The sequence below is a fragment of the Bartonella sp. CL100XZDX genome, assembly GCF_042195375.1.
Taxonomy (GTDB): Bacteria; Pseudomonadota; Alphaproteobacteria; order Rhizobiales; family Rhizobiaceae; genus Bartonella.
Map to the genome: position 1 here is coordinate 25,857 of NZ_JBHIOH010000018.1, position 14,552 is coordinate 40,408.

15 protein-coding genes and 1 pseudogene are annotated in these 14,552 nt (G+C 35.8%); 8 read left to right on the forward strand and 8 right to left on the reverse strand.

Going from position 1 to position 14,552, the window contains the following annotated elements; genetic code table 11:
• Positions 1 to 43: 43 nt before the first annotated feature.
• The 5 genes from ACFILU_RS01450 to ACFILU_RS01470 form a co-directional block, all read right to left on the reverse strand.
• Positions 44 to 754, reverse strand: coding sequence for an ABC transporter ATP-binding protein (locus tag ACFILU_RS01450; RefSeq protein WP_273791026.1), 711 nt, complete (start codon positions 752 to 754; stop codon positions 44 to 46).
• Entirely contained in the window at positions 741 to 1,523 is a 783-nt protein-coding gene (locus tag ACFILU_RS01455) for an ABC transporter ATP-binding protein (protein WP_273791027.1), read from the reverse strand. Before ACFILU_RS01455 ends, ACFILU_RS01450 begins: the two co-directional genes overlap by 14 nt.
• Complete coding sequence (locus ACFILU_RS01460; protein WP_273791028.1) at positions 1,520 to 2,578, reverse strand: branched-chain amino acid ABC transporter permease; 1,059 nt, start codon at positions 2,576 to 2,578, stop codon at positions 1,520 to 1,522. Before ACFILU_RS01460 ends, ACFILU_RS01455 begins: the two co-directional genes overlap by 4 nt.
• Positions 2,578 to 3,654 (reverse strand): branched-chain amino acid ABC transporter permease, encoded by a 1,077-nt coding sequence (locus ACFILU_RS01465; protein WP_375674440.1) that lies wholly within the window; start codon positions 3,652 to 3,654, stop codon positions 2,578 to 2,580. Before ACFILU_RS01465 ends, ACFILU_RS01460 begins: the two co-directional genes overlap by 1 nt.
• A gap of 114 nt (positions 3,655 to 3,768) precedes the next feature.
• Positions 3,769 to 4,902: an ABC transporter substrate-binding protein gene (locus tag ACFILU_RS01470; protein WP_273791030.1), complete on the reverse strand. Its 1,134-nt coding sequence runs from the start codon at positions 4,900 to 4,902 to the stop codon at positions 3,769 to 3,771.
• Positions 4,903 to 5,225: 323 nt separating this feature from the next.
• Here ACFILU_RS01470 and ACFILU_RS01475 point away from each other — a divergent pair, with 323 nt between their 5' ends.
• The 4 genes from ACFILU_RS01475 to ACFILU_RS01490 all read left to right on the forward strand — a co-directional run bounded on the left by ACFILU_RS01475 (position 5,226) and on the right by ACFILU_RS01490 (position 8,165).
• Positions 5,226 to 5,801, forward strand: a complete 576-nt coding sequence (locus ACFILU_RS01475) for a cold-shock protein (RefSeq protein ID WP_273791031.1) — start codon at positions 5,226 to 5,228, stop codon at positions 5,799 to 5,801.
• Positions 5,802 to 6,052: 251 nt separating this feature from the next.
• Positions 6,053 to 6,565: a DUF192 domain-containing protein gene (locus ACFILU_RS01480; protein WP_375674441.1), complete on the forward strand. Its 513-nt coding sequence runs from the start codon at positions 6,053 to 6,055 to the stop codon at positions 6,563 to 6,565.
• A complete protein-coding gene (locus ACFILU_RS01485; protein ID WP_375674442.1) occupies positions 6,562 to 7,335 on the forward strand; it encodes an alpha/beta fold hydrolase in 774 nt (257 codons plus the stop codon). Before ACFILU_RS01480 ends, ACFILU_RS01485 begins: the two co-directional genes overlap by 4 nt.
• A 617-nt stretch (positions 7,336 to 7,952) precedes the next feature.
• Positions 7,953 to 8,165 (forward strand): DUF3126 family protein, encoded by a 213-nt coding sequence (locus ACFILU_RS01490; RefSeq protein WP_375643421.1) that lies wholly within the window; start codon positions 7,953 to 7,955, stop codon positions 8,163 to 8,165.
• Between the two features lie 43 nt (positions 8,166 to 8,208).
• On the opposite strand, the gene radC is transcribed toward ACFILU_RS01490, so the two are convergent.
• Genes radC through sfsA form a run of 3 tightly spaced genes read right to left on the reverse strand, consistent with a single transcriptional unit; the run spans position 8,209 to position 10,560 of the window.
• Entirely contained in the window at positions 8,209 to 9,003 is a 795-nt protein-coding gene (gene radC / locus ACFILU_RS01495) for a DNA repair protein RadC (protein WP_375674443.1), read from the reverse strand.
• A gap of 17 nt (positions 9,004 to 9,020) precedes the next feature.
• Positions 9,021 to 9,851 (reverse strand): type I methionyl aminopeptidase, encoded by an 831-nt coding sequence (gene map, locus ACFILU_RS01500; RefSeq protein ID WP_273791036.1) that lies wholly within the window; start codon positions 9,849 to 9,851, stop codon positions 9,021 to 9,023.
• Positions 9,844 to 10,560, reverse strand: coding sequence for a DNA/RNA nuclease SfsA (gene sfsA, locus ACFILU_RS01505; protein WP_273791037.1), 717 nt, complete (start codon positions 10,558 to 10,560; stop codon positions 9,844 to 9,846). Before sfsA ends, map begins: the two co-directional genes overlap by 8 nt.
• A 279-nt stretch (positions 10,561 to 10,839) precedes the next feature.
• On the opposite strand from sfsA, the pseudogene ACFILU_RS01510 reads away from it, so the two are divergent.
• The 4 genes and pseudogenes from ACFILU_RS01510 (at position 10,840) to ttcA (ending at position 14,426) form a co-directional block, all read left to right on the forward strand.
• Positions 10,840 to 11,677: pseudogene (locus ACFILU_RS01510) on the forward strand (RNA methyltransferase).
• Positions 11,670 to 12,497, forward strand: coding sequence for a glutamate racemase (gene murI, locus ACFILU_RS01515; protein ID WP_375674444.1), 828 nt, complete (start codon positions 11,670 to 11,672; stop codon positions 12,495 to 12,497). Before ACFILU_RS01510 ends, murI begins: the two are co-directional and overlap by 8 nt.
• Before the next feature lie 170 nt (positions 12,498 to 12,667).
• Positions 12,668 to 13,285 carry a 30S ribosomal protein S4 gene (gene rpsD / locus ACFILU_RS01520; protein WP_273722651.1) on the forward strand — a complete coding sequence of 206 codons (618 nt, stop codon included), beginning with the start codon at positions 12,668 to 12,670 and terminating at the stop codon, positions 13,283 to 13,285.
• 265 nt (positions 13,286 to 13,550) lie between these two features.
• Positions 13,551 to 14,426: a tRNA 2-thiocytidine(32) synthetase TtcA gene (gene ttcA, locus ACFILU_RS01525; RefSeq protein WP_375674445.1), complete on the forward strand. Its 876-nt coding sequence runs from the start codon at positions 13,551 to 13,553 to the stop codon at positions 14,424 to 14,426.
• Positions 14,427 to 14,552: the final 126 nt, after the last annotated feature.

Sequence of the window (14,552 nt, forward strand, 5' to 3'; positions counted from 1 at the left end):
TAAAGGTGGAGGGAATGAGCTCTATTTCCTTAATTCGTAGTCTTTATCCACCAAGATAGGCTTCTTTAACACGCGAATCAGAGAGCATAGTTTTTCCTTCACCGTGAAATAAAATATGTCCTACCTCTAAAATATAAGCATAGTCAGCTATGGAAAGTGCAGCAAATGCATTTTGTTCAATAAGAAGAACAGTTTTTCCCATATCATTAATTTTTCGAATAATAGAAAAAATTTCTCGAACGAGAAGTGGCGCTAACCCCAACGAGGGTTCATCTAATATGACCATATCAGGATTGCTCATGAGTGCACGGCCCACAGCAACCATCTGTTGTTCACCACCTGACATTGTTCCTCCCAACTGTTTTGCTCTTTCACGTAGGCGCGGAAAAAGGTCAAATATCCATTCAATATCACGGGAAATTCCCTGCTTATCGTGACGAATATAAGCACCTAGATGAAGATTCTCTAAAACAGTGAGATGGGGCATGATACGTCGTCCTTCAGGACTTAGAGCAATCCCTAATCGCAAAATCTCTTCTGGTGATTTTTTAATAATAGATTTGCCATTATAGGTAATTTCTCCATAAACAGAGCGATTAAGTCCTGTAATAGAACGTACAATACTGCTTTTTCCTGCACCATTGGCTCCAATTAAAGTGACAATACTGCCCCGCTTTATGGACATAGAAAGATTTTGGACAGCTTTAATGGCGCCATAATGAACGTAAAGATTTTTTATTTTAAGAATATCCATAAACATCTCCGCCAAGATAAGCTTCAATAACTTTAGGGTTATTACGAATTTCATCTGGTGTACCATTGGCAATGCAACAGCCATATTCCATAACCAAAATATGTTGGCAAAGCCCCATAACCACTTTCATATCGTGCTCAATAAGAAGAATTGTAAGATCAAAGTCTTTTTGCACTTTTGCGATGAATTTTCTAAGATCTTCACTTTCTTGTGGATTCATGCCAGCAACAGGTTCATCAAGAAGAAGCAATTTGGGCTTTGTGGCTAACGCGCGTGCAATTTCTAGACGTCGTTGCACACCATAAGGTAAAGCTGTTGCCGATTGATTGGCAAGGTGATCAAGTTGTAGCTGTTCAAGGAGCTCCAAGGAATTTTTATAAACTTCCTTCTTTTCTTTCATTGCTTTTGAAAAAAATAGAGCTGAAGAAAACCAAGGATATTTTTGTCGAACATGCGCTCCTACCATAACATTCTGCAAAACCGTTAACCCTGAAAAAAGACGAATATTTTGAAATGTTCTGGCAATATGGCTTCTACAGATAATATAAGGAGACGCTCCAGAAATTTTTTTCTCATCAAAAAGAATGATGCCGCTTGTAGGAGCATAAAATCCAGAAATCATATTGAAAACTGTTGTTTTTCCAGCACCATTGGGACCAATTAACCCAGTAATACTTCCTCGTTTAATTGCCATATTAACATTATTTACAGCAACTAATCCGCCAAAACGCATTACAATATTATTGAGTGAAAGGATGTTGTCGTTCATAGCTTTCCCTCAGTATTAGAAAGCTTTTTGCGTGTCAAAAAGCTATAAATTCCATTCCATGAGAATTCTCGTTGTCCCATTAACCCTTTTCTCCAAAACAAGATAATTACCAGCAATAAAAGAGAAAAAACAACCATACGAAGTCCTGGGGTTTCTGGAATATGTATAAAACCTAAGTCAAATGGACTTTCAATAATACGAAGCCATTCAAGCATTACTGTAATAATAATGCTGCCAATAATGCTCCCTGTAATTGAACCGAGACCACCAGCAACAACAATCATCAAAATATTAAAAGTCAAAAGAAAATTAAACATTTTTGGATCAATGGTTGAAATAAGAGCCGCCATTAATGCGCCACCTATACCTGCAAAAAACGCTCCAACAGTAAAAGAAAAACTACGGTAGAAAAAAGCGTTAATTCCCATAGTTTTCGCAGCTATTTCATCATCACGGATAGCACGTAATACGTTACCAGTATTGCTTTGCAGTAAGAGGACAATAAAGAGAACAGTAAATGCTAGCCAACCGTAGTTCCACCATAATGTTGCATTTTGAGGTATTCCTTTAATTCCCAAAGAGCCATTTGTGAGCGATGTTGCGTTCGTAATGACAATGCGAATAATTTCTGCAAAACCTAATGTTGCAATTCCAAGATAATCACCACCAAGACGCAATATTGGTAAAGCAATCAATAAACCTACAACTGCAGCACACAAACCACTTACAACAACAGCGATAAAAAAAGGTAACTGTAAATGGTATAATGGTTCAGCAATAGGATCAAGAATCCACATCATTTCTTTTTGTTCAGGGGAAAGAAGTAAAATTGCGCAAACATAAGCACCAATAGCCATAAATCCAGCATGTCCAAGAGAAAACATACCTGTGAAACCGTAAATCAAATTAAGCGAAATTGCCAATATCGCATTAATAGCAATCAGATTTATGATACGAAGCGTATAGTCATTAAAATGGCTATCAGCATAAAATAAAAAACCTATAAAAACGAAAATACTTATACACGATAAAACAGTTGTCGCTGACTTCGCCATTAGATTTTCTCCTGACTTCTTTTACCCATTAATCCTGTGGGCAATATCAATAAAATCAGAATCAATAAAATGAAAGCGAAGGCATCTCGATATCCAGATAGCGCGGGAAAAAATGCGATAATCATAATTTCAATAAACCCTAATAACAATCCTCCCAACATTGCACCTGGTATCGAACCAATACCTCCGATAACAGCAGCGATAAATGCTTTGAGACCAGGAAGAACACCCATATAAGGCTGAATTTGAGGATAACGTAAAGACCACATAATGCCTGCTATGGCGGCAAGAGCTGAGCCTATTCCAAATGTAAACGCAATAACTTTATTGACAGACACACCCATCAAACGTGTTGTTTCAATATCATGGGAGATTGCGCGCATAGCAAGACCCGGTTTTGTTTTATGGATAATCCATAATAGTAATAAAATAAGAATTAATGACACAAAGGGAACGATCAAAGACATGGGAGCAATTCTGATGATACCATCTGCTCCTGATCCTAGATGCCATAAAAATGGTGTTACAAGAAAATCTGGCTGTTGTACACCTTTCGGAACTCCACTAAAGAGTACAGTAGCAAGATTTTCAATAAAAAAAGAAACACCGATTGCACCAATAAGTGCCGAAATACGCGGAGCATGGCGTAGAGGTTTATAAGCAAATTGATCAACAGCAACACCCACAGCACTTGTAATAAAAATGGAAAAACAGAGAGCTAAAGCCCAAATCGGTGTAAAAACTTGTGGGGAAATTTTAAAATAATAAACAAATCCTAGCGCAAGAATTAAAAAAGTAGCAATCCAATAAATTGGAGGACGCCTTTTAAAGCCTATAAAGACCGAATAATAAACAAGAGCAGCAAGGAACAAAAGAAGAAAAGCTGCCCAAGCAGGCATAAAGCCAATTGTGGAAAAGAAAACAAAATATGCTCCCAGCATAAAGATATCACCGTGAGCAAAATTAATGAGTCTCAGTATACCGTAGACCATGGTGTAGCCAATAGCAATAAGCCCATAAAGAGATCCCAATGCCAGTGCATTAAAAAAGTACTGGATGAACATTTCAGTGCTCATCTCTCATCCTTCCACATTTGTTAATTTACATAGGACAATAAGAAATTTCTAAGTTTTTGGTTGAGAAAAAGATCCTCAACCAATTCTTGCATTTTAATAAGTACAACTTTTTAATTAAAAAGCAGGTTTAACTTCTTCTAAATAAACACGTTTTCCATCCTGTATTTTAATGATACCAATAGGAATTTTAGGATTATGATTTTCATCCATTGACATATCCCCAAAGGGGGTAGGAAAATCTTTTAATTGGCTAAGTGCGATAGTAATTTTTTCACGATCAGTGCTACCAGCATTTTCAATAGCCTTCATGAACATCATATAACTCGTGTATCCCAAAACAGAATTGATATTTGGTTCTTTGTCAGGGTAAGCTTTTTTCCATTCTTTTGTGAATTCTTGCGCAGCTACTGACATATTTGGCATATCCTCACTATAGGGAAGTGTCGTATGTAAGAAACCTTCTGCAGCTTTTCCTGCAATCGTAATGGTTTCTGGATTATCCATAGCATCTCCACCCATAATTTGAAACTTAGCCCCTAATTCTCGTGCTTGTTTCATGATGATAGCACCTTCAGAAAAGTAAGATGGAATGAATAAGATATCAGGTTTCTGGGCGATAATTTGCGTGAGAACAGCTGAAAAGTCCTGATCTCCAGAATTATAATTTAAATTTGAGATAACTTCACCACCTAATTTTTTGAAAGCACGCGTAAAATAACTTGCAAGACCAATAGCATAATCGCTTGAAATATCTTTAAGGATAGCAGCCTTTTTTGCGTGTAAAGTTTGGCTTACATAAGTTGCGATTCCTACTCCTTGATAGGAATCAATAAAGCAAGCACGAAAGTAATATTTTTTACCCTGTGTAACAAGGGGACTTGTTGAGGACGTTGCAATGGTTGGAGTCTTTGCCTTTTCAGATATTTCACCACCTGCTAACGAGAGCGAAGAACCATAGCTACCAATGATTCCACTCACTTTTTCACTTGCTGTTAAACGCATAACAGCATTAGCCGCTTCTACTTTATCAGACTTATTATCAATAATAACAAGTTCTACTTTACGTCCTAAAATTTCTGGAACTTTTTTATGGGCTAATTCTATACCTCTAATTTCAAGCTGACCTCCAAATGCATTTTGACCACTTAATGGAAGATAAACACCAATCTTAATAGGTTCACTCGCATAAACATTTGCTGTAAATGCCATAAATGCTGCGATTATCGTAAGGATTTTCTTCAATTGCATTGCGCATTTTCCTTAATTGAATTGTCGTTTTTTCACCTTATATTGAACTTCTTCATCATGCAAGTTACACATTAATCAAAATATCATTATGTAAAAAAACTTTTATATGACCTCTTTTGTAGGGCACTTCTTGTAAGGTATGTAAAGTGTACAATCAAATAGTTTTATAAATATTCATGTTGATATTCTCTGACATTAACATAGAAGATACGACAATGTGGGGAAATCTTATCTTGGGGCTTGCGTGTTGATACAAGAGCAATGTTTACTTAAACCTAGAGAATCAATATCGTACAATTTATAAGCTACAGGATCACGTTATTATGACGAGTAAGGATGCATTAAAGGATTGTTCCCCATCTGAGGATAGTATAGGTGCTTGTGGGGAGATTATCGAAATCAGTGGTGTCATTAAGTGGTTTGATGGTAGTAAGGGGTATGGATTTATTGTACCTGATTTACCTCATTTCCCCGATATATTATTGCATGTTACAGTAATGCGAAGGGATGGTTTTCAAACAGCTTTGGAGGGAGCTAAAGTCATTTGTGCTGTGGAAAAAACTGAACGAGGATTAAAGTGCGTTCAGGTGAAATCCATAGATTGTTCTTCAGCAATTCATCCATCAGAAGTTCCAGCCCGTACCCATGTTGTTGTTACTCCAGAAAGTGGACTAGAACGAGCAATTGTTAAATGGTTTAATCGTGACAAAGGATACGGTTTTCTTAGCCGTGGGCAAGGAACGGAAGATATTTTTATTCATATGGAAACATTGCGCCGTTTTGGTTTAGCAGAGCTTCGTTCCGGTCAAGTTGTTCTTGTACGTTTTGGTAAAGGAGAAAAAGGTTTAATGACAGCAGAGATTTATCCGGATATAGGCATTCCTTTAGCTACGCATTAAATTTCACGAGTGAAATCAGTATGTTTTCTGTATTTTTAAAGGTGATTGTTTCATAAATTGCTATAGAATTAGATTTTTAAAGAAAATATAGCTCTCGTGAATCTATAAACCAAATGAAGGAAATTGTGCATATTACGTTGAAAGAAACTAGAAAATAACAAGGAAGCAATTCTCTTGTTTTTTGACTTTTAAACTCTGGTACTTTTTATTTTATAAACAAAATTTAAAATTTTTCTGTGGTGGAGACAAGAATGTTAAAGCCTTTTAAAAAGGGGCATATTGTTTTATTGGTGATGCTTTTTATGCTAGATATGCGTGTTGTTGTAGCAAAGGAGCCCATAGAGATTCCTGTGCATCCGATTCCTTTAGAAATACATACAAAGCAAGGTCCGGTTTTTTATAAGGTAGAGATTGCTTTTACGCCATCTCAAGCAGCAGCTGGTTTAATGTATCGAACTGATTTTCCACGCGATCGTGCAATGCTCTTTAAGCAGCTAAAAAGTTCTCAATCGGGAGATGAGCAGAAAATTTTTATGTGGATGGCAAATACCCCTTTACCTTTAGATATGATTTTTTTAAACTCTGAGGGAATTATTGTATCGATTGTTGAAAATACTTCTCCATTTTCAACAAAGACCATTTCATCAGAAGTTCCTGCAGCTTTTGCACTTGAGATTAACGCTGGTGAAGTTTCTGAAAAAAAGATACAAAAAGGGCAACGTGTTATTCATCCTGTACTTTGTGGAAAGTGCAATAAAAAATGACCGCTGAAGATATTCGTTTTTTTGAATATAATGGTTTGCGATTTGCTTATCGAGAAGAAGGGCAGGGCGCGCCTATTTTGTTGATCCATGGTTTTGGATCTTCTGCATGGGTGAATTGGTATGCAACGGGTTGGTTTCGTATTCTCACTGAAGCAGGATATCGTGTTATTGCTCTTGATAATCGCGGTCACGGAGATTCAGTTAAAAGTTATGATCCTGTCTTTTATACACCTCAAGCTATGGCTGGCGACGCTGTAAGGTTACTACAGCATTTAGAGTTATCTAAAGCTCATGTTATGGGATATTCTATGGGGGCTCGTATTAGTGCTTTTATGGCTCTTTTGCATCCAACATATGTACACAGTGTTATTTTTGGTGGTTTAGGTATTGGTATGGTGACGGGAGCAGGAAATTGGGAGCCCGTTGCTGAGGCCCTTTTAGCAGAAGATATTTCCACCATTACCAATGCACGCGGTTTAATGTTCCGTAAATTTGCAGATCAAACGAAAAGCGATAGACGTGCTCTTGCTGCTTGTATCATTACATCAAAACAGGAGTTAACGGCGTCTGAAGTTTACAAAATCAAACAACCAGCACTTGTTGCTGTTGGTTCATTAGATGAAATTGGCGGTGCTGCAGAGCCATTGGCAGCCTTGTTGCCTTGTGGTGAAGCTATATCAATTCCTGATCGAGATCATATGCTTGCTGTAGGCGATAAAGTTTATAAAAAAGGTGTTATCGATTTTCTTTCTCGTTATCCTATAAAATAAGAATTCTTCATAGCTTTTAGAATTTACAGAAATACCCAATATTTTTATGTCGTATAAATTAAAAAAGCTTATTTAAAAATCTTTCTTTTGTGACATAAGTTTTTATAAATAATGAAAAGAAAAATAAACTCTTATTAGCTTATTTTGTATATTTTTCAGAGATGTAACTCTTCTAAGATTAGATAATTATACTTTAAAAGTTATTAAAAAGAATTATTTTTGCATGATGTAATAAATATTTTTTTGCTAAAAAATGTAGTTTTAAATAAAAAAATATTGTTATTTATATTTTTTATAAAAGGAACAAAATTATAAATTATTGATCAATTTATTCTTACGAATATGCATTCTAAATACAGATGCTAAAATTGGAGATAAAGTAAAATTATTAAAAATATACAGTTTTTTTGCCATTTTTTAATCTATACGGGTATATTTAATAATGATAGACTCTTTTTGTAAACGTTCTTTATGAATTTATAAAGAACGTTGTAAATATATGTAACATTAAGTAAATATTCAGATTATGCTTTTTTACTGACTTTACAGAATCATAAGAGTGTCTTATTTGCGCGACACGCAATTATTTTAATCGTTTCAAAAAACAGGAGAGCATAGTGAATGCTGATGAAATAAAAAAACTTGATAATTATTTTAAAAATATATTCCAAAACTCAGCATTGCAAGTCAGAGCACGGCCTAAAAAGAGTGATTCTTGTGAGGTTTATATGGGAGATGAGTTTTTAGGCATTATCTATCGAGATGAAGATGAAGAAGAGCTCTCCTATAATTTCTCAATGGCTATATTAGATATTGATTTAGAAAATTGATTCGTTATTCATAGTTGAATGAAGTCTTTTTATCCCATAAGATTTATATAAGTTTTAACGCTTTAAAGCTCGTATGGTTATTTCGTGCAATAATAAGATGGTCATGGATAATAATGCCTAATGCATTTGCTGCATCTTTTAATCTATATGTCATTGTTATATCTGCATCAGAGGGGGTGGAATCGCCAGAAGGGTGATTGTGGACTAAGATAAGTCCTGAGGCGGATAACTCTAAAGCTCGAGAAATAACTTCACGAGGATAAACAGGGGTATGATCAATGGTTCCAGTCTGTTGCACCTCATCAGCAAGCAAGCCGTTTTTCTTATCAAGAAACAAAATACGAAATTGTTCACGTGTTTCGTGAGCCATAACAGCTTTACAATAAGCTAAAACTTTATCCCATGATGAAAAAATATCGCGTTTAAACAATTGCGCACGAGCAAGACGTCCAGCAACATCTGAAATAATTTTTAAATCAATTGCAGTGGCGGGACCACATCCTGGAATTTCTTGAAGTCGGTGAATATCCGCTCCCAACACATCAGCTAATGAACCAAAACGCGCTATCAAATTTTTAGCTATGGGTTTTGTGTTTGCACGGGGTATTGTGCGAAAAAGCAATAATTCAAGATACTCATAATCTTCAATTGTATTTCCTTTTGACTTTAAATAGCGCTTCCGAAGACGCTCACGATGTCCTTGATAATGTTTATGAAGCTGTGCGTTTTTCTGAGGCTCTTCACTTTTTCTTTCTGATACTGGGGTGAGTGGAGAACTCGATGTTAATGCAAAGTGATTACTTTGAGTACCTTCCTTTTTATTTAATTTTTTAGCCATAACATCTCTACGTTGCGTTAGGTATGCGAATTTGGAATATAAAAAATATTTTTAGGAGATTGCGTAAATATTTCATATCCTTCATTTGTCACACCAATTGTATGTTCATATTGTGCTGTCAGAGAACGGTCACGGGTAACAGCAGTCCAACCGTCAGATAAAATCTTAACTTGTGGTTTACCAAGGTTAATCATAGGCTCAATTGTAAACATCATACCTTGTTTTAATTCGACTCCTTCTCCAGGGTTTCCATAATGGAGGATATTGGGAGCATCATGAAAAAGCTGGCCGATACCATGTCCGCAAAAGTCTCTCACAATTGAACAGCGTTCAGATTCTGCATACTGTTGAATGGCTGCCCCGATATCACCTGTCGTTGCTCCAGGCTTAACGACAGCGATTCCTTTCATAAGACTTTCATAGGTTATTTTTAGCAAGCGTTCTGCTGCACGCCTAATTTTTCCAACAGGATACATTCGGCTTGAATCCCCATGCCAACCATCAAGGATAAAGGTTACATCAACATTTACAATATCACCTTCTTGCAAAGGTCTTTTATTGGGAATGCCATGGCAGACAACGTGATTGATAGATGTACAGCATGAATGGCTGTATCCATGATAATTTAGATCAGCAGGAAGTGCTCCTCGCTTAGCACCAAAAACGAATACAAAATCATCAATTTCTTGCGTAGTAACGCCCGGCTTAATAATATCCGTAAGCGCATCAAGGCATTCTGCAGCAATACGACCAACTTCACGCATTTTAGCAAAAGCATAATCATCGAAAATGCGGATTTTTCCATTAAATTTTAAAGGGATTTTATTATATTCGATATACTCAGTCATTGTTTCTTCTATTTTCTATTTTTACTCTCTGAATCGGAAAAATGCCTTCTACACTTACATGACACTTTACAGCATAACATTCTACCCCTGATTTTAATGCTAAATCAAACTTACGTCCATAGAGTGGATCAAGATCATGACAAATTGTAAAAGCTGTGCAATCTTCTCGTTGAATAATATAAAGCATAGCAGCTCGTTTTCCTTGTTGTACAACTCCTATGAGCTCATCAAGGTGACGTGCACCACGTTTTGTTTCGCTATCAGGAAATTCTGCTAATCCTTTCTGACGAATAAAATGAACATTTTTGACTTCTAGGTAACAATCAGGAAGAATGTCATCTTGTAAAAGAAAGTCAATTCGTGATTGTGTCCCATAGCGTTGTTCTTTTAAAATTGTTTTATATCCACTTAATTCTGGTAGTAATCCGTTTTGAATTGCCTCTAACGCAAGCTTATTGGGTAAAGAAGTATTAATGCCAACCAAAGTATTATCGGCTTCAATAATTTCTAATTGATAGGCATATTTTCGTTTGATGTCGTTATGATAAGAAAGCCAAATATTGGAGTTGAAAGCTGTTAATCCAAGCATTGATCCTGTATTAGGTACAGACACGGTGAGGACATGCTGATCATCTTGTTGAACATCTGCAAGGAAACGTTTATAACGACGGATAAGCTTTGCAGGAAAAAGTTTGGGAATAAAGTGCATATCCCTTTTTTAGGATTTATGATTTCATAATTCAACTGAGATTATGATTTGCAGGGGCTGTTTCCTATTAAAAGTAGATAAAATTGATGTAAAAAACGCTACGATATCGTTCACTTTAATGGCTTTTAAAATTTATTATTAGGTTTAGAAACTATTATCTTTGAATGAAAAGATAACATTGTCTATAATTTATTATTAAACAGCATTAGAGTATTGTGAAAAAGGTTTCGTAAAAAATAGTGGAGAGGGAGATAGTTTAAGTGAAACTAGGTAAGATTGATGGCAGGAACGAATAAGAATCGTGAAAATTTAACAAATGGTCCCATTATTATTTTAGTTGAACCGCAGCTTCCTGAAAACATTGGTATGGTCGCAAGGGCAATGGCAAATTTTGGGCTTTCTAAGCTTCGATTAGTCAATCCTCGAGAAATGTTTCCAAATGAAAAAGCTAGAGCTGCTGCAAGTAAAGCTGATCATGTCATTAACAATGCTGTGATTTTTAACACATTGCGTGATTCAATTGCAGATTTACACTATGTTTTTGCCACAACAGCACGTGAAAGATGTGGATTTAAAACTGTAAAAAGTGCTGTCGAAGCAGCAAGCGTATTACGTCAGCGTGAAAGTATCGGACATAAGACAGGTATTGTCTTTGGAAGAGAGAGATGGGGACTAGAAAATGATGAAATCAGCCTTGTTGATGAAATTATTACTTTTCCAGTTAATCCTGCTTTTGCGTCACTTAATATTGCGCAAGCGGTTCTTTTAATGTCTTACGAATGGATGAAAACTGGTTTAGAGAATGTCAGCGATACGGCATTTCGTGCCGCAGAGATGGAACCTGCAAATAAAACAATATTTCATGGTTTTTTATCTCAGTTAGAAGAGGCTTTGAATATCCGTGGGTATTTTAGACCCCCAGAACGCAAAGAAGTAATGCTTGCAAATTTGCGCTCTGTTTTTACGCGCGCTAACTTTAGTGAACCTGAGGTTCGTTTATTGCGAGGCATTATATCTTCTTTGGATCATTTTTCGCCACAATATCCACGAGGGAGTAGAGCACCTGAAGAACGTGATCGTAAAAAAATTAAAAATAAGTGTGAAAACTAATGGATGAACGATCTGTTCTTTTTTTTGATAGCGGTATTGGTGGTTTAACAGTGTTTAGGGAAGCGCGTATTCTTATTCCTGAAATGCAATTTATCTATGTTGCTGATGATGCAGGATTTCCTTATGGAAATTGGAAAGAAAATATTTTGAAAGAGCGTATTTTGAAGATTTTTACAAATCTTTTAACACGCTACAATCCAGCTTTATGTGTGATTGCTTGCAACACTGTTTCTACACTGATGATAGCAGATTTACGACAGAATTTTCCTCATGTCCCTTTTGTAGGAACAGTTCCTGCAATTAAATCAGCTGCAGAACAAACAAAATCTGGTTTTATTTCCGTATTAGCGACTCCTGGAACAGTTAAACGTGCTTATACAAATGAATTAATTAACTCTTTTGCTGGACAGTGTCATGTTCAGCTTGTGGGAAGTAAAAAGCTGGCTGGACTTGCTGAAGATTATTTACGGGGAAAATCTATCGATTCAGAAGAGTTAAGAAAAGAAATCCTGCCATGTTTTGTGGAAAAAAATGGACAATATACGGATGTTATTGTTTTAGCCTGCACACATTATCCTTTTTTGATTAATTTCTTTCGTGAACATGCTTTATGGTCCGTTGAGTGGATTGATCCGGCGAAAGCGATCGCCAAACATATCAGATCTTTATTACCATTGTCGGGAGAAATACACCATCAATATATAAAGAAATATCAAGATTTTGCGTTGTTGACATCGAAAAATATCACTTCTTTAACGGAGAATTTGTTTAAAGGATTTGGCTTAAAACTCATGAAAGGAGTTGACTTTGGGTTACGAGACCAATAATGATGATCTGGCTATTTTTTCAAGAAAATAGCATTAATTGACGTGTCCCGTGGATAACTTTGCATATTGATATGTTAAGGTATTCTGTCAGTCTTTAGTATTTAAAGGCAGAGGAGGGCGCGTTTCCTTGGGATCTTAAGATCTCGTGTTTTATTTTATAAGGAAATGCGATGAGTAAACGCGAAACAACAAAGTATAAAATTGACCGTCGTATGGGAGAAAATATTTGGGGGCGTCCAAAATCTCCTGTCAATCGTCGTGATTATGGTCCAGGTCAGCATGGACAGCGTCGTAAAGGAAAACTTTCTGACTATGGGGTACAGTTGCGCGCTAAACAGAAATTGAAAGGGTTTTATGGAGATATTTCAGAAAAACAATTTCATAAAACCTATGAAGAGGCTGCTCGTCGACGGGGCGATACTGGCGAAAATCTTATCGGTCTGTTAGAATCACGTTTGGATGCTGTTGTTTATCGTGCAAAATTCGTACCTACGATTTTTGCTTCTCGCCAATTTATCAATCACGGTCATGTTAATGTCAATGGGCGGCGCACAAACATTCAATCTTATCGTTGTAAACCAGGTGATGTTATTGAGGTTCGGGAAAAATCGAAACAACTTGTTTTAGTGTTAGAATCAGTGCAATTGGCAGAACGTGATGTCCCTGATTATATTGAAGCAGATCATAAACAGATGAAAGCAACCTTTACACGTATTCCTGCTTTTGCAGATGTTCCTTATGCTGTGCAAATGGAACCTAATTTGGTTGTTGAATTTTATTCTCGATAATTTTTCTGTAAGAGAAATTGTTTCTCTCTTCTATTATGATAACTTCAAAATATTGTGTTATTCTTACAATATTTGAAGTTAATAAGTTCTTTTTGTAAATGGTTCTATATTAAGTTTATTGCTATGTTTTATAGTCATAAATTTGTATAGTTCCATTTCTTTTTTGTGTATCTAATTTATAAATTCAAAAAACATAAATGTAAGCTTGCTTTAATATTTTTTTATCTTTGCAAAACGAGCTGTTTATTGTGCAGGATATGGTATTATGAATGATGTTCCAGTTGAATATCAGGAAATAGAAGAAAACGAAGGGAGAGATGATCCTTTAATAAGCGAAGCAGATAATTGTCATCCAATGTTTCGTGTTGCTCCTGCAAGCGTAGAATTTAATAAATTACGCAAACGACTTTTACGTCATATGCGACAAGCTTTGGATGATTTTTCTATGCTCTCTACAGGAGAAAAATGGCTTGTTGCTTTATCGGGTGGAAAAGACTCTTATGGTTTATTAGCGCTTCTTTTAGACTTAAAGTGGCGAGGTCTTTTATCCGTTGAAATTCTTGCCTGTAATCTTGATCAAGGGCAACCAGGATTCCCTAAGCATATTCTTCCAGACTTTTTAAGTTCTTATAAAATTCCATATCGTATTGAATATCAGGATACTTATTCCATTGTTACAGATAAATTGGCAGAGTCGCAGACATATTGTTCACTTTGTTCTCGATTACGACGTGGTAATCTCTATCGTATTGCACGTGAAGAGGGATGTTCTGCATTAGTTTTAGGTCATCATCGTGATGATGTTTTAGAAACATTTTTTATGAATTTGTTTCACGGTGGCCGATTAGCTGCCATGCCTGGAAAACTTAAAAATGATGAAGGAGATCTTTTTGTGTTACGTCCTCTTGTTTATGCTGCTGAGGAAGATATGGAAAAATTTTCTCAAGCAATGCAATTTCCGATTATTCCTTGTAATCTTTGCGGTAGTCAAGATGGTTTACAACGTAATGCCATGAAAGAAATGCTGAAAAATATAGAAAGACAAATGCCAGGACGTAAAGATACGATGATTCGCGCTTTAACAAATGTACGCCCAAGTCATTTGCTTGATAAGAAATTCTTTGATTTTAAAACGTGTTAATAAAAATTAGATATTTAAAAAAATAAGTTCAAAGAGTTTAAGATAAGATACTTATTTATAATGATAATTTATTGTTTTTTAATTTAGATACGTCAGATTGTTTTGTTTCAAATTCTCTTATATTGC

Excerpts from the sequence above, each read along its gene's own strand:
- ACFILU_RS01480 (WP_375674441.1), top strand. The coding sequence starts at position 6,053 with ATGTTAAAGCCTTTTAAAAAGGGGCATATTGTTTTATTGGTGATGCTT.
- murI (WP_375674444.1), top strand. The coding sequence starts at position 11,670 with ATGGATGAACGATCTGTTCTTTTTTTTGATAGCGGTATTGGTGGTTTA.
- ACFILU_RS01465 (WP_375674440.1), bottom strand. The coding sequence starts at position 3,654 with ATGAGCACTGAAATGTTCATCCAGTACTTTTTTAATGCACTGGCATTG.
- sfsA (WP_273791037.1), bottom strand. The coding sequence starts at position 10,560 with ATGCACTTTATTCCCAAACTTTTTCCTGCAAAGCTTATCCGTCGTTAT.
- ACFILU_RS01450 (WP_273791026.1), bottom strand. The coding sequence starts at position 754 with ATGGATATTCTTAAAATAAAAAATCTTTACGTTCATTATGGCGCCATT.
- map (WP_273791036.1), bottom strand. The coding sequence starts at position 9,851 with ATGACTGAGTATATCGAATATAATAAAATCCCTTTAAAATTTAATGGA.
- ACFILU_RS01485 (WP_375674442.1), top strand. The coding sequence starts at position 6,562 with ATGACCGCTGAAGATATTCGTTTTTTTGAATATAATGGTTTGCGATTT.
- ttcA (WP_375674445.1), top strand. The coding sequence starts at position 13,551 with ATGAATGATGTTCCAGTTGAATATCAGGAAATAGAAGAAAACGAAGGG.
- ACFILU_RS01455 (WP_273791027.1), bottom strand. The coding sequence starts at position 1,523 with ATGAACGACAACATCCTTTCACTCAATAATATTGTAATGCGTTTTGGC.
- ACFILU_RS01460 (WP_273791028.1), bottom strand. The coding sequence starts at position 2,578 with ATGGCGAAGTCAGCGACAACTGTTTTATCGTGTATAAGTATTTTCGTT.
- rpsD (WP_273722651.1), top strand. The coding sequence starts at position 12,668 with ATGAGTAAACGCGAAACAACAAAGTATAAAATTGACCGTCGTATGGGA.
- ACFILU_RS01475 (WP_273791031.1), top strand. The coding sequence starts at position 5,226 with ATGACGAGTAAGGATGCATTAAAGGATTGTTCCCCATCTGAGGATAGT.
- radC (WP_375674443.1), bottom strand. The coding sequence starts at position 9,003 with ATGGCTAAAAAATTAAATAAAAAGGAAGGTACTCAAAGTAATCACTTT.
- ACFILU_RS01470 (WP_273791030.1), bottom strand. The coding sequence starts at position 4,902 with ATGCAATTGAAGAAAATCCTTACGATAATCGCAGCATTTATGGCATTT.